The sequence below is a fragment of the Legionella spiritensis genome, from assembly GCF_900186965.1.
Taxonomy (GTDB): Bacteria; Pseudomonadota; Gammaproteobacteria; order Legionellales; family Legionellaceae; genus Legionella_C; species Legionella_C spiritensis.
In genome coordinates this window covers 2843728-2865583 of sequence record NZ_LT906457.1, presented here as the reverse complement: position 1 = coordinate 2865583, position 21856 = coordinate 2843728, and the positions used below count along the sequence as shown (strand labels likewise).

Below are 21856 nucleotides of genomic sequence, written 5' to 3'. Positions count from 1 at the left end.
TAAAACCGGAAAAGCCATGGCGGGAAGTAGTACTGGAGACAAGGACAGGTATCATGCTGATATTGGCAATCATTTTATTTATCGTGGTGGCCGGTTTAGGGGCCGTTATCATTATTCCTGTTTTAAAAAATAAATTTCCTCCCAGGCGTCTTGTTTATGTTCATGGCGCCACGGCGGCAGTGGCCATATTTATTATCATTCTTTACATGCTGAAAGAGCAGGCACAGCCCTTGTTGGTAGTTTGTTTGCTGTTATTTATTCTCACCGCCTGCCTTGGTCTTCTTATTTACAAGATGGATATTAAAAGAAGGGAATCGCTGAAGATAGTGGTTATCTTGCATCCATTGCTGGCAGTGATTTCCCTGATCGCTTTCGTCACCTACCTGCTTGCACAATATCTGGTTCCCGAGCAACCGTCGCAAGAATTATCCTGGCTTGATTCCCCGGCCATTGAGGTTACGCAGCAACAGACAATATGGATGGAAGGTCATGAGTCATAGAGTGCATACGGTTCCCGTGGTATTGTCCTCTTCTTCCGCACGGGCTATATAACCTTTTTCCAGGCCGTATTGATGTAGAAGAATGACATTCCGGATAGCACTGGTGAATTGCTCCCTGCTATGCACCAAACCGGGTCTTGGCGTACGTATATTCTCAAGTATTTCGAGGATGGCGTCGGCTGCGATTTCGGGATCCCCGGCGGCAAAAATGTTGTCGTAATGCCTTAAAAGTTCCATCATGAAGATAAGATGTCCGGTGCGGCCATGACCATGCCTGCAATGCACCAGCACCGGTTGTTCATGGTCAATACGGAATATATTCCAAAGGATTTCCTTTTTTTTGTCATCCGGATCCTCATTTAAGTCGAGGTATTGTCGATCGGCCAATTCCAGAGCTGTCACCGTAAATTGTATTGACTCACTACCCGTGCCGACCGTCACTTTCGATTGCGCAAACGTTAGGGGGGTGGATGACTTATCAGTCGGGATCGTACGGAATTCACCCTTGCATAATCGGGCGGACACAAGATAATTGCCTGCGCGATAGTCCTTGTTGTAATAATTTAAAAAATCATCACCTTTGGCGCATTTGTCTGAATCGGACAAACGATCGCCTAAGGCAACGACTGAGGAAACCGGCGGATCGTGAGACAGGATATCCGTGAGGAAATTTTCAAGAGAAGTTTGCCCGCGTGGGCCGGCTGCGGCGATAAAACGGGTGCCTGGAATATGATTCGCTGAACGGAGAAAGGCGCCGTCTTTTGTTTTCGGTTGCTGATGCCTGTATTTGGGGCCGGTGATAAAGCGTTTTTTCGCTCTGGAAATGATTTGCTCTACAAACTTGGCCTCCCGCTTTGATTTTAGCGGGTCGGGGGAAGTCGGTGGCGTTTCCCGGGGCGTTTGTTGAAAAAACATGATAGCTTCCTGTAAAAAAGGAATAACCGCAGGTGCATCCTGATTAGGCGCGCCCACGGTGTGCGATCATATAAAAATATGCCGTAAAAATCCAGGGTGGGGTGGTATTTTGTTTCGCGTAGAAAAAATGCGGGTGGTGGACGTCTGTTTTTTTTCAGACGTAGCTACCTACACCCGGGGCACCGGGTGTAAGAAAGGAAATTGTCAAACTACCATGACAGATAGCCGGCAAAATAGACCTGGAATAATAAAAACAGGCCGATGATTAAAAAAATCACGGTCGTCACGTTCATTCCGGTCGGATGATTTAAAAAGGATCGCCCCATTTTAATGGCCGTATCCGGACAGAAAAAGCGCAGCAGGCCACTTATTAACACCAGCCAGGAAATCAGGGTTACCACCACCGGCCAGGCCATGACCCAGATATTATGGCTGGTCACCATCAGCAGTCCCAGAATCAGGGTGAAAACGGCCAGGACAAACACCAGGGCGCGCTGCGCCAGTATTTCCGCCATAATCGTTCGCATGGTTTCGCGTCGAAATAACAAAAACAGACTGACAATGACGAGATACCAGCCAATGACGGTCGCCAAAAATAACGTGCTCATATCCATCTCCTTTTTCAACAAGCCCTACTATAAGTTTAGTTGAATTGAATAACAGTCCGTGTATGATGGGCATGGACTGACGAAAAACTCAAAGTATCGTGTGATGATCACCTTAAAGAATGTGTCCAAATCCTTTGATGAAAAGGAAACTTATTCCGTAAAAAACATTAGCTTATCTATTTTGGATGGTGAAACCCTGGTTTTGCTTGGCTCTTCCGGAAGCGGCAAATCCACACTGCTGAATTTAATCAATCGCGCCTTCAAGCCTACGTCGGGCAGCATAGAGATTGACGACAAACCCATAGAAGATTACCCCAAGGTGCAATTGCGGCGTTCCATGGGGTTTGTATTTCAGCACACCGGCTTGTTTCCCCATATGACCGTAGCTAAAAACATTGCGATCATTATGCGGCTCATGAAGATTCCGAAGGAACAGCGCGTGCAGCGTGTTTATGAGTTATTACAACTGGTGAATCTGGAGCCGGAAAAATATTATGATCGTTATCCGGATGAATTATCCGGCGGCGAGCAGCAGCGGGTCGGGGTGGCGCGTGCTCTGGCTACCAATCCCGATTATATTTTAATGGATGAGCCGTTCGCGGCCCTCGACGCCATTACCAGGGAAACATTGCAAAATGAAATCATAGATTTAAAGAAAAAACTCAATAAAACGATCATTTTTGTCACCCATGACATTAATGAAGCCTTTCGTCTGGCTGACCGGATAGCGATTATGCACGAAGGACGTCTTGAGCAAATAGGGGCGAAAGAGGACGTGCTGCAACATCCCGCTACCGACTTTGTCGGACAATTACTAAACAATAAAACAAGTAACTGACTCATGAAACATTTTTGGGATTTTCTGACCTCACACTGGGATGAATTGCAGGCCAAATTAATCGAGCACATTTACATTTCCCTTTCAGCCATGCTTATCGCTATTTTAATCGGTGTCAGTCTGGGGATTTTAATTACCCGTCTTCCCCGGTTGAAAGGATCCGTACTTGGTCTGACCAATGTGTTTCAAACCATTCCCAGTATTGCCTTGCTCGGGTTTTTAATACCGTTTGTCGGTATCGGACTGACACCAACCCTGATAGCGCTTATTGTCTATGCCCTGTTACCCATAACCGGCAACACGTTTGCAGGTTTGAAAGGCGTTTCTCCCGTTTATCTGCAGGTAGCCAACAGCCTGGGGTTTACCCGCTGGCAACGTCTGTATCTTGTTGAATTACCGTTGGCGTTACCGGTCATGATGGCCGGGATTCGAACGTCCATGGCCATGACGATAGGAATTACCACCATTGCCGCTTTTATAGGGGCTGGGGGGCTAGGGGATTTTATTACCCAGGGTTTGTCGTTAAATGATCCCAATCTTATTCTTCTGGGCGCCATTCCCGCGGCCTTGCTTGCTTTAGGCATTGATTTCGTGCTGGCAACCCTGACGCTTTTATCTTCCCGGCGCCATCGTCTGGCCATGCGTTTTAAAACCATCAAAATGACATTAATGACGTTCATTGTAGCCGCACTGTTGGTCATTGTTGTGCAGAACGCATTCTCCCAGGTTGATGATCCTGAAAAAAACATTGTGATCGGCAGTAAAAATTTTACCGAGCAATATATTCTGGGTCATTTAATGGCGGAATTGATTGAAGCCAAAACCGATTTACGAGTGATTCGGAAATTTAATCTGGGTACAACCACCATTTTGCAAAACGCGCTGCTGGCCGGACAGGTTGACTTGTATCCGGAATATACCGGTACCGCCTATATCGTGGTACTGAAACAAAAAGAGATTAAAAATGCCGAACAGACGTTTGATTTTGTAAAAAAAGCGTATCGGGAGCAGTTCGGTTTGATCTGGCTGGCTCCTTTCGGCTTTGATAATTCGGAATCCCTGGCGGTGACGGAGGATTTTGCCCGCCAGAACGGATTAGTCGATTTAAGTGATTTAAGCAGGGTATCCGACCAGCTTGTCCTGGCTGTGCCGGCCGAATTTTTCATGCGCCCGGATGGCTTGCCCGGGTTGACGCGCACTTATGGCCTTAAATTTAAAAAAATTGTACAAATGCAACCGGATCTGGTGTATCAGGCTATTAAAAACGGTAATGTACAAATCATAGAAGCGTTTACGACGGATGGACGAATCGCTGAATTCCATTTGCGCATCCTCAAGGACAATAAGCATTTTTATCCTCCCTACTACGCGGCTCCGATTATTCGTGAGGCTTTTCTTAAGAAGCATCCTCAGGTTGCGTCAGCGCTGCAACCGTTGTCAGGGGCTATTGATAATCAAACCATGCAGCGGTTAAATTATCAGGTTGATGTACAGAAGCGAAGTCCACGACAGGTCGCGCATGAGTTTTTAAAAGAACACGGATTTCTTTGAGGCAGGGAACCTACTATGAATGGCCAGCAAAACAGAAAACAGATCCTTGCCTGGGCGTTGTATGACTTTGCCAATTCGTCCTATTTTGTCGTCATCTTCACCTTTGTTTTTGCCGCCTATTTCACCAGCGAGATGGCCGCCAGCGAAATTGAGGGCACGGAATTGTGGGGTTATACGATATCCGCTTCCGCACTGCTTATCGCACTGGTCAGCCCGTTTGTTGGCGCGATCGCTGATTTTGGGGGGCATCATAAATCCTGGTTGTTCTTTTTTACCTGGCTGGGCGTGCTGTTTACCGCAGGTCTTTGGTTCGCCTATCCGGACAGCCGTTCCATTCCTTTGGCGTTAGTATGTGTTTTCATCAGTAATTTTGCTCTGGAAGTGGGTGCTGTCTTTTATAATTCCTTTCTGTTTGACCTGGCGCCGCCCAATTATCTGGGGCGTATTTCCGGTTGGGGCTGGGGATGCGGTTATCTGGGAGGGTTGCTGTGCCTGATCATCTCGTTGTTTGTTTTTGTGAAGGGTGATCCGGGTTTGTGGTTCGGGATGAAGGATCAGGCTAACATCCGCGTGGTGACCGTATTTGTAGCCGTATGGATTGCCGTGTTTAGCCTCCCTTTGTTTTTATTGGTACAACAAAAAAAAGAGAAACATGTTACGGTCGGAACCGCTGTAAAAATGGGTGTGAAAGAATTGCGAACAACCTTGAAGGGACTTCCCGGGCAGCGTGATCTGTTGTTGTTTTTAATTGCCCGCGTTATTTATATCGATGGCTTAAATTCCATACTGGCTTTGGGGGGTATTTATGCGGCGGGTACATTTAAATTAAGTGTCAGCGACATTATGGTGTTTGGTATTATTCTTAACATGACCGCCGGGCTTGGCGCGGTGTTGTTTGCCTGGTTTGATGACTGGATTGGTTCTAGAAAAACCATTCTTATTGCCCTGGGCGGATTGACCCTGATCTTTTGTTTTCTGCTGACCGTGACGTCAACGCTTTTATTCTGGATTTTTGCGCCGGTTATCGGTATTTTTGTGGGACCCGTGCAGGCTGCCAGCCGTACTTTTCTGGCCCGTCTGGCGAGACCGGAGGAAATCACCCGCATGTACGGTCTCTATTCCTTGTCCGGCAAGGCGACCAGTTTTCTAGGCCCGTTTCTGGTAGGCACCTTGACGGTGTGGGCCGGAAGTCAGCGTGTGGGCATGATAGCCTTGCTTCCTTTTTTCCTCATTGGAGGGGGATTGTTATTCTTGGTGAAGGAAAACAGACACTAGGGCGTGTCCTCATTTTTGTTCATTAATTGTCATGTTTGCGCAGGCGGAGATCTATTCTAACGTAAATAGATTCCCGATTTCTCGGCAATGACAGAACTTACCACTATAGTATTAGGCTCTGTCGACATTTACCTTAACCAAAGGATGGTAGCCCGTAAGGAGGCCTGCGGCCGTATTGCGGGTTTCATGGTTCAATATTGTCTTATGAGAGCAGGTGGGCGCCCGGTTGTTGAGTAAAAAAATTTTGTGCAAGGAACCTGGCTTGTTGACCTTTGTGCGATTGAGTATAGTAAGACCTAGGTTCTGTGCACTTATCTTTTGTCGAAGCGAAAATTGAGATAATTTAGCTCAAAATTTCGCTTGAATGAGGAGAATAGCCAGTCCTATTTGACGAATTCAAGCGGTATTTTGAGCAAATTAATCGCAATTTGCAGCCGATAAAAGATAAGTGCACAGAGCCTGAGATCGCCAGGAGATATTGAAGTTTTTCACCATGGTCTGTCAATAGACTTTATAATTCAGGGAACCGGATATGAAAAATAATTTTGGAATTCCAGAAGGAATCGTCGCTGCAAAAAAAGAGGAAATTCGTTTGGCAAAATTGGCTGAACAGGAAAAGTATAGACTGGAAGCGGCGAAAGAAGATAAAAATAGCCAACCGATGGCCGATACCCCTGAAACCGGTAAAGAGAATGAGGGAGAGAACAAGGATGACCTCATGCTCGGGATGCCAGGATCCGGAAAACTGAAACATCCTACCCGGACGCGTCCCAGACATCAACACAGGCGGCCATCTGTGGGATTTAGCTATGCCGGGCCTTCGTTTGACCCGGAAAAAGCGGAAGAGAAAACAATGGCGGTCATTTCCCGGGAACGGCTGCTAGAGGTTCTGGATACAGGATTTGAAAACTACAAAAAAGCGGTCATAACCGGTTCCACACCCGGTCGACCAAGGGGCTGGTTGAGTAGCTGGCGCCATGGTACCGCGGGAGACGAGAAGGCCTCTACGTTTCAAACGACTTTGCATGATGCGCAGACGACCGAGGATGTACTGAAAGAATTGGACGCGTTTTTTTCTTATAAATACACCAGATACGAAAATCATTCGTTGGCGGCTTATTTGCTGGATGGCATCAATAGAGGCTTGCAAACTTTTTCGTTGCCCTCCTTCGTACCGGACGAGAAACAGCATTATGACCGTGACTGCTGGCAACGCATGAAAACGGTGCTAAGCGGGGGCATGCCGGAAGAAATTGAGCAAAACACCATCAATCCTTGACGTCTGTATCAAGCATGGCGTCTTGCAATCTGCAAGACGCCATGATTCAGGAAACCGCCTTTATATCAGAACGGTCTTTTGTGATGGCCGGCAAATGGCGGTTTGCCATGTGGCGGTGGGGGAAGCATAATCCCCAGCTTTTGAAAGACGGCGAGCTCGGTTTTGGTCTTGAGCATCGTCACTTTGGCATTATTTTCATTAAGGATGGTGACCAGGGGAGCAATGTCCGCCCATTGAGTACCGGAGGTTGCTATTTTGCCTTTCAGTTGCAGTTTCAGAGCCTGCCTTTCCTTTATTAAAGGAATCATCTGCTGGCGCATGCCTTGCATGATGGTGCGCAATTCCTGTTGTTGTTCGGAATCAAGCAGTTTTTTGAAACACTTATGGTGATGGAAATGCGACTTTGCCGGTTGGCTTATCGTCGCCGTCGGTTGGGCATGAAGGAATGGCGCCGCCGCCAGTGAGAGGGCGAGTGTGCTTCCTAAAATGACGGATTTCATGTTCATAGTTTTATCTCCTGTGATTAGTATCCTCTTAAGGTTAGTGACCTTTTGTAATAGGAGTGTGACAAGGCGACGGTATCATGTAACAAGTCTGTTACAATCATGGAGACGGGTTGTTTGCGTTCTCTATAATGACATTTGATACTTGCATTCGGACAGGTGGTGAGGGCGGCATGACGGTGAAGAAAAAACACATTTTAATCATTGATGACGATAAGGAGATCACCTTATTGATAAACGATTATCTGATTCAGCATGGTTATCGTACCACCTGGGCTTTAAACGGGTTACACATCAGGCAATTACTGCGAGAGAACAATTTTGATCTTATCATTCTGGACATCATGTTACCCGGGGTGGATGGATTAAGTTTATGTCAGATGATACGCCAGACGCATGACACCCCTATATTCATGTTAAGCGCGGCAAACAGTACGGCCGATCGCGTCGCAGGATTGGAGCTGGGAGCCGATGATTATATTTCCAAGCCTTTTAGCGCCAGGGAATTATTGGCGAGAATCAAAGCGCAATTGCGCCGAACAGGCGGGGAGCTGAGTCTGACGGGAGCAAAACGCTTAAGTCCCTTGCAGCGTATTCGTTTCGCTCATTGGCAGCTTGACAGGAATACCCATTGCCTTATTGATAAGGATTCTGTCGCTATCCCCTTAAGCCAGCGCGAATACGATTTACTGCTTGTCTTTCTGGAGCATCCCGGACGGATTTTAAGTCGTGATCAATTGATGGATTTGCTCTACGACAAAGATTGTGATCCCATGGATAGAACGATTGATGTATTGATTGGCCGTTTACGAAAAAAAATAGAATCTGATCCCCGTAATGCTCAATTGCTGATAACGGTTCGCGGAGGAGGTTATCAATTTAAAGCTTCGGTGACGTCGCTATGAGTAAATTAACATCAACCGCTAGAAAAACCTATGTCGGACTGGTCATTGGTAATCTTTTTATTATTCTGGCACTCATGCTTACCATGCAATACTTTTATTACATGACCGTAAGGCCGGTTGTTCCGCCTGATACGGTGCACGGCATAACAAAAATGATCTATCTCCTTAAAAACAGGCCGGAATCAAATTGGTCAAAAATAATGCGAAGACAAGCCATTCCCTGGACTAAACTGACCGTCTCTAAAACGCCGGAATATCAGAATAACGCGTTGCTCAGCATACAGCCGCCCCATATTTTTGATCAGTTGCGGCAGTATAAATCGTTACGCATGTCCGTGTTTATCAAGGAAGGGATCTGGCTGAATATAACCATGATGCCTCCGATGCCGAATCAGACGGGAACACGTCTTGCCATGGTGGCGTTGATTGTGATTTTGTTGGCGGGCATGTTGTTTATTAATTATTGGGCAGTCAACATGCTTAATCAGCCCGTTCAGACTCTAATTCAAAGTCTTATTTACAGTGAGGACAGGGATAGCTGGTTGCCCATTCCCGTGACAGGCAATTCCGATCAAAAACTTATTTTTGAAAAAATTAACCTGTTGCAGGATAAAGTCAATAAATTGTTGTCCAATCGTACACATGTGGTGACAGCCATTTCTCATGATTTGCGTACCCCTTTGACCCGCCTGAAGTTACGAGCGGAATCGCTTGAAAAACATCCTGATTTTGAAAAAATCATGCGGGATATCAACGATATGGATATGATGATTCGCCAGTCTCTGGATTATTTCAGAGATGTGAGTCATGAAGAGAAAATGCAGCGTTTCGATATGGTGGCGATGCTTGGTTCTCTCTGTGAGGATGCCGGGGAGCTCAAATCGGATGTTCGTTTTGAAAGTGACGTCGAAAGGCTTATCTATTATGGTTGTGTGAATCTGTTAAAGCGGGCTTTCTCAAACCTGATTAACAATGCCGTTTACTATGGGGGAGGCGCCTGGGTTCATTTACGCCAACACCCGGACAAGATTGAAATTACAATCGTTGATAACGGCCCCGGACTGAAGGAAGAAGACAGGGAACGGGCTTTTATACCGTTTTATCGTGCGGAAAGCTCTCGTTCACGATCCACAGGCGGTGTCGGGCTGGGATTAACCATTGCGCAGGAAATTATGCGGCAGCATCGTGGTGATATTTCTCTGACGAATCGGCCAGAAGGGGGATTGCAGGTGTTGGTGACATTACCGAAATAATGCTGGTAAGCAGGAGTAATCACTTTATCCGCACCATCGCTTCACGTTATGAAAGTCAACCGGCGATATATGTTTTACAATGAATCATATTGTGACTATTCTATAATATAAGGCAAAATTTTGAACTGACTTCTACATGCTGCCTGGTTCTTAAATTTGTTCAAACGATTCCCTGGTTGGAGACAGACATGGGCAAGGATATATTTCAGGGCAACTGGAAGGAGATTGAAAGAAAAATAAAACACCAATGGAGTAAATTAACAGAAGATGATTTGATAGAAATAAAAAAGGATAACCGAGCCATATACAGTAAACTGGAACAGCATTATGGATATACCAGGGGAGAAATTGAAGAGCAGTTAAAACGATACACAAAACATTGATTATTTCTCATTGAATAAGGAAATTACCATGCTTTATTGGGCTTTGATATTTTTAATAGTGGCCATTATTTCAGGAATATTGGGATTTAGAGATATCTCATCAACGTCAGCAAGTATTGCAAAAGTATTATTTTTCCTGTTCCTGTTGATATTTATTGTCTTGCTGGTATTTAATTTTATGGGGCTTGCTCCCTCGGCTGGCCGACCTATTCCGCAATAAATAACCACTGGCAACGGAACTGTTTTCATGAAATCAGCCATTTTGAATTTTTTTTCCGGGATGCGGGCCAGCTACTGGTTCACACCGTTGTTTATGGCTGTAGTTGCAATCCTGCTTTCCTTTATAACGTTGAGCATTGATCAAGTCCTTCACGCTCGCTTTGAGGAAACGACATGGTTGCATAGTTATAATCCTGAAGGCGCACGTGCCATCCTGTCTACCATTGCCACTGTAATGATTACAGTGGCCAGTGTCACTTTTTCCATGACCATCGTGGCCATTTCCTTCACCGCCGGTCAAATCGGACCACGCTTGACCTCCAATTTCATGCGTGATCGCTCCAATCAATTTACGCTCGGGGTGTTTATTGCCAATTTTCTGTTTTGCCTGCTGATATTACGATCCGTGTCCAATGCCAGCCCCGATTTATCGGGATCCGAATACGTCGCAGCGTTTGTACCGCAACTGTCTCTATTGGTTGCCATCATTCTGGCCGTTTTCAGTATTATCGTTTTAATTTACTTTTTTCACCATATTCCGGAAAGCATCAATATGTCCAATGTGATTGCGAATGTGGGTGAATCATTAAGCAGACAGATCGACACGGTGTTTCCACGAGGCGTGGGCAGGGAAATTCCGGAAAAATCGATCCACATTCCGGAGGCGTGCCAACGGCATCACGAACAGGTGTGTTCCGTAGGGCACGGTTACATTCGTATTATAGACGGTTCTTCACTCATCGATACCGCTCAAAAATATCAGCTTGTCATTCAGCTGGAGGTCATGCCCGGTGACTATGTGGCAGAAAAGTCGCCTATGTTAACGTTGTATGCAGCGGGTGAAATCACCGATGAGATACGAAGCGCATGCCGGGGTGCGTTTGCCCTTGGCCATCAACGCAATCAGGATCAGGATATTTATTTTCTAATCAGCGAACTGGTGGAAATCATTGCGCGTGCCCTGTCACCGGGCGTCAACGATCCGTTTACGGCCATGACCTGTATGGATTGGCTGCAGCACGCCCTGCAAAAAATTTCCCTGACCAGCCATGCTTCCCGTTATCGCTACGATAACGAGGATCATTTGCGCTTGATTACCCATCCCGTTGTGTTTGATGAATTCTGTGAACAGGTGTTTTGCCGCATACTGCCTTACGTATGCAAGGATCGTAATGCCGCTTTGCATATGATGGATATGATATATCAAATCAGCCGTAATATAGACAACAGTGAGCACAAAATTACGCTGGCCTCGCATGCCGAATCGCTTAAGGGATCTGCCGACGAGTGTTTGCTTCTTCGTGAGGATCGTCACGCCTTGCAACGTCTCTATGAACGGTATTTTCAATTGTAAATGGGTAAAAACACCCGTACTGTGCACAGATATTCTTATTTTACTCCGGTTGCTGATTTCAGGTTAACGGTTTGCCAGCAAAGGTTTCGTTCCCGGTTAGCGGCAAGAACCCTTTCAACAATTACCAGTCCCGATAAGGTGTAAAAGGCTGACCAGGCGTGAGTCGGGATAAGGATATAAGTTAAACCGATGTCTGCCATGAGGATTGCCGACAGGCCAATCAACAGCCAGGGAGAGACCCTGGTTAATTTCATCAGCGCATAGCGGTAAAATCCAAGTAATAACAAACCGCACGCCAGCCCAGCCAGTACGTCCTGCAAACTGTGATAGTCGTAATGAATCAGGCCGGCTCCAATTCCTGCTAACAGAAGAGCCACTGCTATTCGCCAGGGCCATAGAGGAATGTATAGGGCCAGCCACAGATAAAAAACGGTTGCCAGTTGCATATGCCCGCTCGGGAACGCAAAGCCTGGCCCAAGAGCGGGAGCCAGCGGCACTTTAAAAAAACCTTTCAGGGCGACATTAACCATGATATCAAAGGCAGCCAGACAGGCGGTTTGAAAGAAAAGCGCGCGGCTGATAAACAAAAAGCCGCTTACGACGATCAACAATAAAATGGGCAGGTGACTGAATGCCAGAAAAAAATCAGCGGCAATATCCGGAAACATGGCAGGTTCCATCTTGCAAAAAAGTTTGGCTATCATAGCTAAAAATGTGTTCGGGTACAAAGCCTGGGCGTGATATCCTTTTCACGCCGCGTTGCCAATAAAAACGAAAGGCGGAACAGTTGCTACATCGCCTTCGTGCTTGCGAACATGGTGCGTTCAGGACGTAATTCTTTTTTCCAGGAACTTTCCAGTTGATTTAAATACCCGGCGAACTTTTTGGATACGTCGTGCGCGGTCAGCGTGTCATCATCAAGGAAGTTCCGTAACAGCATGGTTTTAAACGATTTTGGATACGTGTTGCCGTTGGTTTTGTCGCCGCGAAGCACCATCTCTTCATCTTTTAAAAAATGTAAAATGGCGGCTTTCATCGAACTGGTCGCAACGGATGCCAGCCCGATTTGAAAAGCATTGGCACGAGCCTTGCCACGACTGCCATGAAACAGGGAGAATTTCTTTTCCGAGTTTTGTTCGTTATAGTCTCTTATGACGTCTTTAACCCGGGTAAGAATTTGGGATCGCTCCGACTCCCTGATTTTTTTTGTTGCAGGGGCAAACCGGGCAAGGTAATCACCCGCGCTCTCCACGGTTTCTTCCCCTTCCTTTTTTTCTTCGGATCCACAGTCCGAAGAGGTTTCAGGTACGAAACTTGTATTCTCCCTCGTTTCGGAGTAGTCGCTGCCTGAAAACCGGTTTATATCGCTTTCTTCGTTTTCACTTGTTTTGGAGACGGCCGATTTTGTACCGGAATACCAGTCTTGAACATCCTCGTATTCGGTAGATTCGGATCCTGTGTCCGAATTACTGCTGGAGGACGATTTCAAATATTCATCCTCGACTTTACCTTCGTATGCCACTGTTTGTCTGTCCATTTTAAAGGTGTCGTCGTGAGTGACATGGCAAGCCTGGAAGTTCGGGTATCGTAATACCAGGTCTTTAGCGTGTTTGTAATTATTATCAGAATCGTCATAAAATTTTATGGCGCTATCTGACGGGTTTATTCCATGCTTATCATGAAGATAGTTTATGATATCGGTTATTTGCGTGTTTTTTCCGGTTTTATCCAAAAGGGCAAGATGCAACACATAGGCTTCTGCAGGAATTGTTGAAATTAAAAACGGGATGGTCACGCCTTCTACCTGATAAACGGATATTTTGTGGTGCTCATACGTCTCGGAAGCGTCTTCCAGCAGGGTTAATGTTTTCCCTAAGATTTTTTCAATATAGGTTTTTACATACTCCGGATCATAATGAAAAGTCGCAATGGCCGCGATGTTTTTTGTTCCATGAAACAGGTAATCTTCAATGCCTTTTTTAGTATTGGTATCGGCACTATAATAATCTGGACGTTTTGCCGTATGACGCCGGGTAATGGTTTCATCGAAATCAAAAACAGTTACGGTTTTTTTTGCGGCTTTTCTCTTGCTCATGGTCTTTCTCATTCATAGTGATGTTGGCGGGTATTATAAAGTGAGCACATTAAATAAATATTAAGGATTTTTTCAGGGTAATAGCAAATATTTTCAGGATAATAATTACAAAAAATAATCCTGCAATGGATTATTACAGGTAAATTCCCGGTTTTTATAGTGAGTTTTTTTTGCTGGAAAGTTAAAAATATAAGCACTATGATTATAAGATGGAATGCAATAGTTGTGGTTACGATGAAACCAAAATCCAGCACGAAAAAAATAATGGATTTAATGGAGGTCAAGGAGATTACCCATAATCCCTTAACAATACCCACGTCTCCCAGGATGGATCGTTCACAGATGTCATTGGCACCTGTAAAACGCATTTGTTTTCGAGGTGATTCCCGTTTGCCAAAAGAACTGTTCAAGACAGGTTTTCAGGTGCGCGAGGGCGCCATAACCGAACGATTATATAAGGAAATAAAAGCAATAAAACACAAGCATCTTGATAGCATAAAAAAATTTGATCCCCGGCAATTTCTCAAGGATATGGATGCCTTAAAAAAACTGGTGCAAACCGACGCCACTTCCTCGATCGTTGAAGAATACGAAAAGGTTCCCGAATTGTATTATGAGTCCTGGATTGACAGAATGCTCTGGCAGGTCAAGCAAGGCAACATAGGTCTGGAAGACGAAGAGGATTTTAAAACAATCAACAATGACACGGTTATTCTAAAGCCGTTTCATTCGCAGCAAGTGATAGCCACCGCGAAACGGTTTAAATCGGCCCTTCTTTTTCCCATCTCGTCGGAGTTGAGCGATCATTATCAAACGGAAAAATCTTACGTGTATGCCGTTTACGTTGACGAGGGATTTGATACGCATATGCATGGCATCGTAAGTAGTTTGTTACATTCCAAAACCAGCTCGGAATCGGATTTACAAGACGCCTTTCAAAAACTGAATCCCACGCTCAGTAAGGAAGACGCCTTGTTGCATGTAAAAAATATGCTGGCTTTCAGTGATGTGTTAAATATGAGTCTTGATGAGGTGATGGATGCCTACGTGGAGGAAATCGTGGTGCCGTCCATTCCTTCCGAGCATATTATTGCGGCCATTCCGGTTGAGCGTAAAATCAAAATACTGGATGACAAATATTGTCAGGGCAGTTACCGATTGTCTGGTCAAATAGAAATAAATCCGGACTGTTCGCTGTCACCTGAAACCATTAACCAGGTGACGTCCTTTTTACAGGAAGAGCAGCGATTAAACGCCAAGGCATTGCAGGAAAAAAATCCCTCTCCGGATGCCCGGATTATCGAACCCACAGAAGGGTTTCACGAAGGATTTTCCCCAAAAATAACCAAAGGGTAAACGAGCAGGCGTAGCCGGGTTCTGTGCAAGTTACGATTTTTGATTCTTGATGACCAGTCCCTGATGGTAAGCCCGGCAGGCGCCATTTTGATCATTGAGTGTTTCAAGTAATTTTCCTAATTCCTGAAACACTTCCGGAGACGGCCGAAGTTCAATACTTTTCTCAAAATAACTCTTCGCTTTTCCCCAAAGATGGTTGTTTAAGCTCAAACGACCGAGACATAACAATAACTCCGGAGAATCAGGCTGTTTTTTCAGCAAGGTTTCGGCAAACGTCAATTGGTTTTCATGGTAATGAATCTGGCCGTAGAGAGTGATTAATTTATCGCTGTAATTTTTACGCAAACTATGTCGTAAAATGGATTCGGCCTGTTCAAGCTTTTTCTTTTGCGCCAGATAGCGGCAGTATTCGACCATAATATCCGGATCATGCTTCAATGTTTTTGGCAGGTTGTCTATCAATTGCGTGATGGCGTCAGCCTGGTTATGCCGGATCAGATCGGATAAGGCGTGCAGGTACGTGTGGTGCAATAATTGATCAAACGCGGCTCCGGTCACGATTTTAGTTTTTTTCAGTTCCGGCAGGAGTGCTATCAGTTGCGGCCAGTCACGTACTTCCTGATAAAGATGCGTTAACAATTTGAGAACATAGGGGTGTTTGGGCGCCAAATCGTGAAGATGTCTTAACGTCGCAAGCGCCTGCTCCCACTGTTTGTTAGCCAGTTGCAATTGTGCCTGGGTCAGTTCAACGGCAATTTTTGCCTCGGGCATCGATTGCTGCGCCTCGCGCAGATAATCGTCACGAAGTTGACTGTCACCCATTTCCTGTGCGGCACGTGCGGCGGTCAGATAATTGAGCAAGGGGGTATCCGTATCCGGCAATGCTTTAATGAGATGGTTTTTCGCCTCCGACCAGTATCCCTCGCTGAATTCAATCAAGCCTCGCCGTGTGGTGGCCTGTGCTTTTTGGGCGCGTCGTTTGGCCAGCCATGTCTGATACGTGCCGGGAATATGGGTTATTTTGCTCAGTAACACCAGAAACATATGCAGCAGAATAAAGGCAAAAACAACGGCCAGTATCGCAAACCAGAGCGTGGTTTCAATGGTCCAGTGATTAATTGCTATTAATAAATAACCAGGATCCCTGTTGAGTTGAATACCCAGCCATACCGAGGCCAGGAGAATAATAAAGATGAAGAAAACACGAATCATAATCAACTATCCTTTTCAGAAGCCCTGGATGGTGTGGCGGCGGGTGTGTTGTTTGACTCAATAACCTGATTGAGAAGGGGTAGTGATTTATCAATCACCGGCTTGGTCGGGCTAAGCTCGGTTTCTTTCAGTGATTGCAAGTCTTTCATCAGGGCTTGCGTAGCAGGTGCGTTTTGTTCAAACGTACGTGTGATATCTTTCATGGCTTGATTGATAGACTGTTTGAAAATTTGCGTGTTTTGTCGCAGCACGGCCCATTGTGCTTCCTGTAGGTTCATACGAATACTCTCCTGCAACAGTGCCTGATGCAAGGGGGATAGAAGAGGTTTTATGTCTTCGTTGTTGTAGCGGACAACCACCAGTTTTTCCAGGAGATTCAAACTGTCACGCAGTCTTTCCCGCCAGGCGGGCGAACCATTCTGAGTCGAGGCGGCTGTCGGATTATCGGATTTGGGCGTGTTGAACGTTTGCCTGACGGGCAGTCGGGAAATTATGGCTTGTGCTGCGTCCAGTTTGCTCATGATACCGGCAATATCCACGGCTGGCATGGCTTTTATCCGGGCCATTTCCATAGCAATGGCTTGTCTGACCGCATACAGACGCTGATCCGGATTGGATTTGAGCAGCGTGTCCGCTTCCTCTAACAGTGCCAGGGTCGCGTATTGATTGTCACTCCAGTGGGCGTTGATCCGGGCTAATTCCAGATAATAACGTGCTTTAAGCAATAACCAGTCTTCTTTTTGATACGATTGCTGTCTCAGGGTGGATTGGAGCTGTTCGTTTAATTTCCCGATTTGTTTCTGCATCGTTGTTTGAGTGTTCATCAGGGTTTGCTCGACACCATCTACCTTTTTATTAGCCTGATGCTGGTTTAAAACGAGGGTATCCAGCACGGAGCGCGTGATCTGTTTTTGCTGGTTGAGCTGCTTGTTCTGGTAAATAGCGTAACCTGCCATAATAAACGCGATAGCCGCGATAACAAACGTCAGGGCGGAGGGAAAAACAAACGAGGTGCGTTTGGCTCGCGCTATGGCGTCCTCGGGCTTTTTCTCCGGATTTTTCGAGTTTTTTTTAGACAATTGCGATGGGGCTGTGTTTGGTGCGTCATTGCTGTTTGCCATGAGTAAATCCTTGGTTAAATTGATGCAGGGCGTCAATAATTGTTTCCGGGCGGCTGATAATGACCGTTTTTATCCCTAGCAAAGAGGCGGTTTGAGCCAAACGCCGGCTTAACACCAGGCAAGGCTTGTCACATAACCAGTGCTTTGCCTGCTCACCAAAAAAAGTAAAAACATTACGCATCGCCTGTTCACTTGTAAATAGTATAATATCCACAGCGTCATTGCGCCATAATCCTGTTATCAGTTCATGATCCGGCTCCGGCATGGTTCGTCGGTAAACGGTAATCTCTATCGCGTTAGCACGGTGTTTTACAAGGGTTTCGCCGATCAGGGTTCGTCCCCCTTCTCCTTTTACCAGCAATATGGTTTGTCCGTGGACAGCATGTAACGAAGGCAAAGCCAAAAGATGTTCACTGTCGCTTTCCGGCGGGATGAAATCGACCTCAATAGAGACATTTTGCAACGCGTTTGCGGTTTGTTGGCCTACGGCAATGATCGTTATGGAGGATGGCCACGTAATTTGCGCCTGTTGCAAGGGAGTGAAAAAATAATGAACGGCATTGGCGCTGGTAAAAATGGCTTGCTGAACCCGGTTGATATCCTGGAGCGAAGATAACCATTCAGTCGGTGTGGGTTCTATGGCTAACGCGGGGCAGGTAACGGCAAGGCCCCCTGCCTGTGTTATGGCTTGTGTTAACGAGGCGCCCTGATGGTGCGGGCGGGTGTTGAGTATGCGAAGCCCGCGTAAATCAATCTCTTTCATGGTGACAACCCGAGTATGGTTTGTGCGCCTTGTGCCAGCAAGGCCTCGGCGCAGGCGTCTGCCAGATCGCTGGCTTGATTGCCCGGACCCTGACGGCGGTCGGTCAGAACGGTCTTGCCGTCCGGTGTAAAGACTTTGGCTTGCAAGGACAATTGATTGGGGGGCGACACTGTGCAATAAACGGCTATAGGGACGTGGCAATTGCCGCCCAGTCTGGCGTTGACGCGGCGCTCGGTTTCTACGCAGAGTGTCGTCACTTCGTCGTTTAAAGGCGCAAGCCGTTTTTTTAAAGCCTGATCATCAACACGGCATTCTATGCCGATAGCCCCTTGTCCGCAGGCGGGAAGCATGATGCTCTGAGGCAGTACTTCATTGATAAAAGACTGCATACCCATGCGCTCAAGGCCCGCGGCAGCCAGAATAATCGCATCAAATTCCCCTGCATCGAGTTTGGCAAGACGGGTGTTGATGTTCCCGCGCAGGCATTTCACCTGCAAATCGGGACGAAACGCGAGCAATTGCGCCTGGCGTCTCAGACTCGATGTTCCGATGATACTGCCTTGCGGCAGCGAGGCCAGGTTCAGCGACGGGCGGCTGATGAACGCATCCATGGGATTGTCTCTTTTGCAGATGGCTGTCAGTCCCAGGCCTTCCGGAAGATCAGCCGGCACGTCTTTCATGGAATGAACCGCAATGTCCGCGCGATCCGAAAGCAAGGCGTCTTCCAGTTCCTTGACAAACAATCCCTTTCCTCCGGCCACAAGCAATCGATCCTTTAAAAAGCGATCACCGGATGTGGACATGGGGATTAACTCGATGGTCAGATCAGGCCAATGCGATTGCAGTAATTTGCCTGCGTGATTCGCCTGCCAGAGAGCCAGCGGACTTTTGCGAGTTGCAATGCGAATAGTCTTTCGTTCAGACATGATGGGTCTCTCTCGTTGAATCAGGACGGCATGATAGCATTTAAAACGCCGATTTCGGAATCCGGGATTTATATTATCCCTAATCCAGGTACCTATCCTGTTAAATCAGCGATTGCGCTTGACTTCGGTCGTTCCGTAGACAATTCTTGAATGATGCTCACAATGATTTTTTCTATAAATCATGAATGGCCGATCTCATGAATATGCCGAAAACGATCATTAATTACCTGGATCGCTCCATGCAGCGCAGCCTTTCACACGCGGCTCATCAGCTGGTTGCGGTCGGGTTGATCGCTTTTTTGGGATTTCCCTTCTTTTACTGGGTCTGGACAGACTGGTTTCCGCAGCCCTTTGAAACCCTGGAATTACGGATGATTGGCAGCGTGTTGGGATTGGGACTCATGCTAACTCCCTATTGGCCGGCAAGGCTCAAGCCATATATGTCCTGGTATTGGTTTTTTACGCTTCTTTATGGTTTGCCGTTCTTTTTCGCCTATTCCTTTTTGATGAGCCATGCCGGTGTTATTTCAGCCATGTCCTTGCTGTGCAGCGTTTTTTTCCTGGTTCTTTTGGTGGAATTGCCCACGTTGATCATTTTATTGTTCCTCGGGTGGGGGTTGGCCCTGCTGGGTTTTTACCTGCAATCACCGGTTTTTTATTTTGGGGAGGAGCATCTGGAAATGCTGTTGGTGGTTTTTCTGGTTATTATTGTCGGTTCCACCTTGAATTACAAAACGGCGATGCTGCAGCAACAGCGTCTTGATGGTATGGCGGCTGCGGCGGGCATGATAGCTCATGAATTACGAACACCGTTACTCGGTCTGAAAAGCGGTGCGGTGGCCATGGCTTCTTATTCGCCGCAATTGCTTCAAGCCTATTCTCTGGCCAGGGAACAGGGGTTGCCTGTTCATATCATCAGGCCGGCACGGTTGCAGCAACTGGAAGGGCTTAACGAACGAATGATCAATGAAATCAATTACGCCAATACCATCATCGATATGCTGTTGATTAAGGCCGGTCGGGAACAATCGCTGCAAAATTGCAAGATTGAGGCGTGCTCGATGGCGGAGTGTATTCTGGAGGCGTTGCGTCGCTATCCTTTTAAATCCAGGGCAGAGCGGGCATTGATTCATTGGGAAGGGGATTTTAATTTCGCAGGTTCCCGTCTTCTGATGCAGCATGTTCTTTTTAATCTGTTAAAAAACGCGCTTTACGCCATTTCCACGGTACAAAAAGGGGATATTACTCTCTGGGTTACCGAGACGGAAAAATGGAATATTCTTTATTTCAAGGATTCGGCAAAAGGCATGTCTGAGCAACAGCTATCCAAATTGTTTGATCATTTTTATACAACCACTTATATGGGAACGGGCATTGGCTTGTCCTTTTGCAAGCTGGTGATGAACCGGTTCGGCGGTAATATAGCGTGCACCGCGAAAGAAGGTGCCTATACCCAGTTTGAATTGAGGTTTCCCAAACCAAATTGATTTTGTTTGGAAAAACTAAACAATCGTGATATTTTATATACAAGTTGTAATGCTTGATTCGGTTTGGGAAAGGACTTCGCCGGACGGATTCGGACAAGCAAATACGCGTCTGTTCAAAGCGTATGAAAGGTTTTGATATTGGAACGTTTGCTCAGGAGGAGCTATGCCACATCATTCAATCCCTGCCTGCTATTTTCCAAGCACCGCCTTGTTTGTTGATGACAGTCGTGATTTTCTGTTAAATTTTGTTTTGCAACTGGACGAGGATCTGGCTTATAAAATATTTGACTCGCCTGTCGATGCACTGGATTGTATCAACAGGAAACGATGCGAGTTTGAAATGTTAAACCAGCGTTGCGAGAGCGAGTTGTGCGAAGCCAGAAGACGCCCGCTTGCCAATTCTGTTGTCAATTTAAATCTCGCGGCCATTCACGCTGAAATCTATAATCCGCGCCGTTTCTCGGAAATTTCGGTGGTGGTGGTGGATTACGCGATGCCCGGTATGGATGGTATCGAATTTTGTCGCCGGCTTGCCGATACCAGCATAAAGAAAATCCTGTTGACCGGACAGGCTGATGAAAAGATTGCAATAGAAGCCTTCAATGAAGGTTTGATTCATCGTTATATCCATAAAAATGATCCCGATTCGGCCGAGTTAATCACCAGGAGCATCAGGGAATTGCAGTGGCAATATTTTCAGGCTATGTCGGATATGATTGTCCGCATGTTATCGGTGACGCCGCCAAATTGTCTTTATGATCGGGTATTTATCGATTTTTTCCATCAGCTACGCGCCGAAAAACGGGTTGTTGAATATTATCTGGCCGATAGCGGCGGAAGTTTTTTGCTATTGGATGATGATGCCAAGGTGAGCTTTTTGATTGTAAAAAACAAGGCGGAACTGGAATCACAATGTGCTTTGGCACGAGCGAAAGGTGCGAGTGATGAGGTGTTGAATCAGTTATTGGCCGGTGAAAAAATGCTGTGTTTCTGGCAGGATGATTGCTTGAACTCCGACAATGGCCTAACGGCGGAATGGAACAGTTGGGAAAATTGTCTGGTGTCGGCAAACAGATTGCAGGGAGAGAATACTTACTATTACGCTTATATCCATGGCCCGGTTTTGTTTGATGTGCGTCAGGATAAAATTCTTTCCTATCATCGCCATCTGGACGATGTGGATGCCGAGGAGCTGTTACTGGCTTAATTTTCCGAATGACAAGCATGAACGAAAGCCAGGGGCACCGATAAGATGGCGGTATGATTCGGACTGGAAATAGCAACGTCTTGTCGGTATGATTCTCCTGTCATAT

At 46.3% G+C, this 21856-nt stretch carries 22 protein-coding genes; 13 read left to right on the top strand and 9 right to left on the bottom strand.

The features are described 5' to 3' along the window. Window positions 1-53: 53 nt before the first annotated feature. Window positions 54-500, top strand: coding sequence for a hypothetical protein (locus CKW05_RS13040; RefSeq protein WP_058483076.1), 447 nt, complete (start codon window positions 54-56; stop codon window positions 498-500). Here CKW05_RS13040 and CKW05_RS13035 read toward each other — a convergent pair. Continuing rightward, window positions 495-1415 carry a protein-tyrosine phosphatase family protein gene (locus CKW05_RS13035; RefSeq protein WP_133141170.1) on the bottom strand — a complete coding sequence of 307 codons (921 nt, stop codon included), beginning with the start codon at window positions 1413-1415 and terminating at the stop codon, window positions 495-497. The genes CKW05_RS13040 and CKW05_RS13035 overlap by 6 nt on opposite strands. 209 nt (window positions 1416-1624) lie before the next feature. Beyond that, entirely contained in the window at window positions 1625-2023 is a 399-nt protein-coding gene (locus CKW05_RS13030; protein WP_058483078.1) for a hypothetical protein, read from the bottom strand. A 103-nt stretch (window positions 2024-2126) separates the two neighbouring features. Between CKW05_RS13030 and CKW05_RS13025 the strand changes: the two genes are divergently transcribed. The 4 genes from CKW05_RS13025 to CKW05_RS13010 all read left to right on the top strand — a co-directional run bounded on the left by CKW05_RS13025 (window position 2127) and on the right by CKW05_RS13010 (window position 6966). Beyond that, complete coding sequence (locus tag CKW05_RS13025) at window positions 2127-2861, top strand: ABC transporter ATP-binding protein (RefSeq protein WP_058483079.1); 735 nt, start codon at window positions 2127-2129, stop codon at window positions 2859-2861. 3 nt (window positions 2862-2864) lie between these two features. Further along, the gene (locus CKW05_RS13020) at window positions 2865-4412 is read left to right on the top strand and encodes a glycine betaine ABC transporter substrate-binding protein (RefSeq protein WP_058483080.1); all 1548 of its coding nucleotides are present in this window, start codon (window positions 2865-2867) and stop codon (window positions 4410-4412) included. Between the two features lie 15 nt (window positions 4413-4427). Next, a complete protein-coding gene (locus CKW05_RS13015) occupies window positions 4428-5687 on the top strand; it encodes an MFS transporter (RefSeq protein WP_058483081.1) in 1260 nt (419 codons plus the stop codon). A gap of 532 nt (window positions 5688-6219) precedes the next feature. Further along, window positions 6220-6966: a hypothetical protein gene (locus CKW05_RS13010; RefSeq protein WP_058483082.1), complete on the top strand. Its 747-nt coding sequence runs from the start codon at window positions 6220-6222 to the stop codon at window positions 6964-6966. A gap of 65 nt (window positions 6967-7031) precedes the next feature. Here CKW05_RS13010 and CKW05_RS13005 read toward each other — a convergent pair whose 3' ends face one another. Further along, entirely contained in the window at window positions 7032-7472 is a 441-nt protein-coding gene (locus CKW05_RS13005; protein WP_058483083.1) for a hypothetical protein, read from the bottom strand. A gap of 170 nt (window positions 7473-7642) precedes the next feature. On the opposite strand from CKW05_RS13005, the gene CKW05_RS13000 reads away from it, so the two are divergent. The 5 genes from CKW05_RS13000 (at window position 7643) to CKW05_RS12980 (ending at window position 11583) form a co-directional block, all read left to right on the top strand. Beyond that, window positions 7643-8374, top strand: a complete 732-nt coding sequence (locus CKW05_RS13000; RefSeq protein ID WP_058483297.1) for a response regulator transcription factor — start codon at window positions 7643-7645, stop codon at window positions 8372-8374. Then, a complete protein-coding gene (locus CKW05_RS12995; RefSeq protein WP_058483084.1) occupies window positions 8371-9627 on the top strand; it encodes a sensor histidine kinase in 1257 nt (418 codons plus the stop codon). The genes CKW05_RS13000 and CKW05_RS12995 overlap by 4 nt, the downstream gene beginning before the upstream one ends. Before the next feature lie 188 nt (window positions 9628-9815). After that, the gene (locus tag CKW05_RS12990; RefSeq protein WP_058483085.1) at window positions 9816-10010 is read left to right on the top strand and encodes a CsbD family protein; all 195 of its coding nucleotides are present in this window, start codon (window positions 9816-9818) and stop codon (window positions 10008-10010) included. A gap of 28 nt (window positions 10011-10038) precedes the next feature. Further along, window positions 10039-10230: a DUF1328 domain-containing protein gene (locus CKW05_RS12985; protein ID WP_082642750.1), complete on the top strand. Its 192-nt coding sequence runs from the start codon at window positions 10039-10041 to the stop codon at window positions 10228-10230. 27 nt (window positions 10231-10257) lie between these two features. Further along, the gene (locus tag CKW05_RS12980) at window positions 10258-11583 is read left to right on the top strand and encodes a DUF2254 domain-containing protein (protein WP_058483087.1); all 1326 of its coding nucleotides are present in this window, start codon (window positions 10258-10260) and stop codon (window positions 11581-11583) included. A 35-nt stretch (window positions 11584-11618) separates the two neighbouring features. Here the strand turns inward: CKW05_RS12980 and CKW05_RS12975 are convergent, their stop codons facing one another. Together CKW05_RS12975 and CKW05_RS12970 are read right to left on the bottom strand one after the other, a co-directional pair. After that, window positions 11619-12251: a phosphatase PAP2 family protein gene (locus CKW05_RS12975; protein ID WP_157737725.1), complete on the bottom strand. Its 633-nt coding sequence runs from the start codon at window positions 12249-12251 to the stop codon at window positions 11619-11621. Between the two features lie 122 nt (window positions 12252-12373). Beyond that, a complete protein-coding gene (locus CKW05_RS12970; RefSeq protein WP_058483089.1) occupies window positions 12374-13678 on the bottom strand; it encodes a hypothetical protein in 1305 nt (434 codons plus the stop codon). A gap of 234 nt (window positions 13679-13912) precedes the next feature. Between CKW05_RS12970 and CKW05_RS12960 the strand changes: the two genes are divergently transcribed. Further along, the gene (locus CKW05_RS12960) at window positions 13913-15034 is read left to right on the top strand and encodes a hypothetical protein (RefSeq protein ID WP_133141169.1); all 1122 of its coding nucleotides are present in this window, start codon (window positions 13913-13915) and stop codon (window positions 15032-15034) included. A 30-nt stretch (window positions 15035-15064) separates the two neighbouring features. Here the strand turns inward: CKW05_RS12960 and CKW05_RS12955 are convergent, their stop codons facing one another. From CKW05_RS12955 to hemC, 4 genes are read right to left on the bottom strand one after another with little or no spacing between them, the layout of a single operon-like run. Next, entirely contained in the window at window positions 15065-16246 is a 1182-nt protein-coding gene (locus tag CKW05_RS12955; protein ID WP_058483092.1) for a heme biosynthesis HemY N-terminal domain-containing protein, read from the bottom strand. A 2-nt stretch (window positions 16247-16248) separates the two neighbouring features. Beyond that, a complete protein-coding gene (locus CKW05_RS12950; protein ID WP_058483093.1) occupies window positions 16249-17367 on the bottom strand; it encodes a uroporphyrinogen-III C-methyltransferase in 1119 nt (372 codons plus the stop codon). Next, complete coding sequence (locus CKW05_RS12945) at window positions 17351-18130, bottom strand: uroporphyrinogen-III synthase (protein WP_058483094.1); 780 nt, start codon at window positions 18128-18130, stop codon at window positions 17351-17353. The genes CKW05_RS12950 and CKW05_RS12945 overlap by 17 nt, the downstream gene beginning before the upstream one ends. Then, window positions 18127-19056 carry a hydroxymethylbilane synthase gene (hemC, locus tag CKW05_RS12940; protein ID WP_058483095.1) on the bottom strand — a complete coding sequence of 310 codons (930 nt, stop codon included), beginning with the start codon at window positions 19054-19056 and terminating at the stop codon, window positions 18127-18129. The genes CKW05_RS12945 and hemC overlap by 4 nt, the downstream gene beginning before the upstream one ends. Window positions 19057-19253: 197 nt before the next feature. Between hemC and CKW05_RS12935 the strand changes: the two genes are divergently transcribed. Continuing rightward, window positions 19254-20543, top strand: coding sequence for a sensor histidine kinase (locus CKW05_RS12935; RefSeq protein WP_058483298.1), 1290 nt, complete (start codon window positions 19254-19256; stop codon window positions 20541-20543). Window positions 20544-20706: 163 nt separating this feature from the next. After that, entirely contained in the window at window positions 20707-21750 is a 1044-nt protein-coding gene (locus CKW05_RS12930) for a response regulator (RefSeq protein WP_058483096.1), read from the top strand. Window positions 21751-21856 lie beyond the last annotated feature (106 nt).

What these genes read in the sequence shown, in the direction of transcription:
- CKW05_RS13040 (WP_058483076.1), top strand. Translation starts at nt 54, where the DNA reads ATGCTGATATTGGCAATCATTTTATTTATCGTGGTGGCCGGTTTAGGG.
- CKW05_RS13035 (WP_133141170.1), bottom strand. Translation starts at nt 1,415, where the DNA reads ATGTTTTTTCAACAAACGCCCCGGGAAACGCCACCGACTTCCCCCGAC.
- CKW05_RS13030 (WP_058483078.1), bottom strand. Translation starts at nt 2,023, where the DNA reads ATGAGCACGTTATTTTTGGCGACCGTCATTGGCTGGTATCTCGTCATT.
- CKW05_RS13025 (WP_058483079.1), top strand. Translation starts at nt 2,127, where the DNA reads ATGATCACCTTAAAGAATGTGTCCAAATCCTTTGATGAAAAGGAAACT.
- CKW05_RS13020 (WP_058483080.1), top strand. Translation starts at nt 2,865, where the DNA reads ATGAAACATTTTTGGGATTTTCTGACCTCACACTGGGATGAATTGCAG.
- CKW05_RS13015 (WP_058483081.1), top strand. Translation starts at nt 4,428, where the DNA reads ATGAATGGCCAGCAAAACAGAAAACAGATCCTTGCCTGGGCGTTGTAT.
- CKW05_RS13010 (WP_058483082.1), top strand. Translation starts at nt 6,220, where the DNA reads ATGAAAAATAATTTTGGAATTCCAGAAGGAATCGTCGCTGCAAAAAAA.
- CKW05_RS13005 (WP_058483083.1), bottom strand. Translation starts at nt 7,472, where the DNA reads ATGAACATGAAATCCGTCATTTTAGGAAGCACACTCGCCCTCTCACTG.
- CKW05_RS13000 (WP_058483297.1), top strand. Translation starts at nt 7,643, where the DNA reads ATGACGGTGAAGAAAAAACACATTTTAATCATTGATGACGATAAGGAG.
- CKW05_RS12995 (WP_058483084.1), top strand. Translation starts at nt 8,371, where the DNA reads ATGAGTAAATTAACATCAACCGCTAGAAAAACCTATGTCGGACTGGTC.
- CKW05_RS12990 (WP_058483085.1), top strand. Translation starts at nt 9,816, where the DNA reads ATGGGCAAGGATATATTTCAGGGCAACTGGAAGGAGATTGAAAGAAAA.
- CKW05_RS12985 (WP_082642750.1), top strand. Translation starts at nt 10,039, where the DNA reads ATGCTTTATTGGGCTTTGATATTTTTAATAGTGGCCATTATTTCAGGA.
- CKW05_RS12980 (WP_058483087.1), top strand. Translation starts at nt 10,258, where the DNA reads ATGAAATCAGCCATTTTGAATTTTTTTTCCGGGATGCGGGCCAGCTAC.
- CKW05_RS12975 (WP_157737725.1), bottom strand. Translation starts at nt 12,251, where the DNA reads ATGTTTCCGGATATTGCCGCTGATTTTTTTCTGGCATTCAGTCACCTG.
- CKW05_RS12970 (WP_058483089.1), bottom strand. Translation starts at nt 13,678, where the DNA reads ATGAGCAAGAGAAAAGCCGCAAAAAAAACCGTAACTGTTTTTGATTTC.
- CKW05_RS12960 (WP_133141169.1), top strand. Translation starts at nt 13,913, where the DNA reads ATGAAACCAAAATCCAGCACGAAAAAAATAATGGATTTAATGGAGGTC.
- CKW05_RS12955 (WP_058483092.1), bottom strand. Translation starts at nt 16,246, where the DNA reads ATGATTCGTGTTTTCTTCATCTTTATTATTCTCCTGGCCTCGGTATGG.
- CKW05_RS12950 (WP_058483093.1), bottom strand. Translation starts at nt 17,367, where the DNA reads ATGGCAAACAGCAATGACGCACCAAACACAGCCCCATCGCAATTGTCT.
- CKW05_RS12945 (WP_058483094.1), bottom strand. Translation starts at nt 18,130, where the DNA reads ATGAAAGAGATTGATTTACGCGGGCTTCGCATACTCAACACCCGCCCG.
- hemC (WP_058483095.1), bottom strand. Translation starts at nt 19,056, where the DNA reads ATGTCTGAACGAAAGACTATTCGCATTGCAACTCGCAAAAGTCCGCTG.
- CKW05_RS12935 (WP_058483298.1), top strand. Translation starts at nt 19,254, where the DNA reads ATGAATATGCCGAAAACGATCATTAATTACCTGGATCGCTCCATGCAG.
- CKW05_RS12930 (WP_058483096.1), top strand. Translation starts at nt 20,707, where the DNA reads ATGCCACATCATTCAATCCCTGCCTGCTATTTTCCAAGCACCGCCTTG.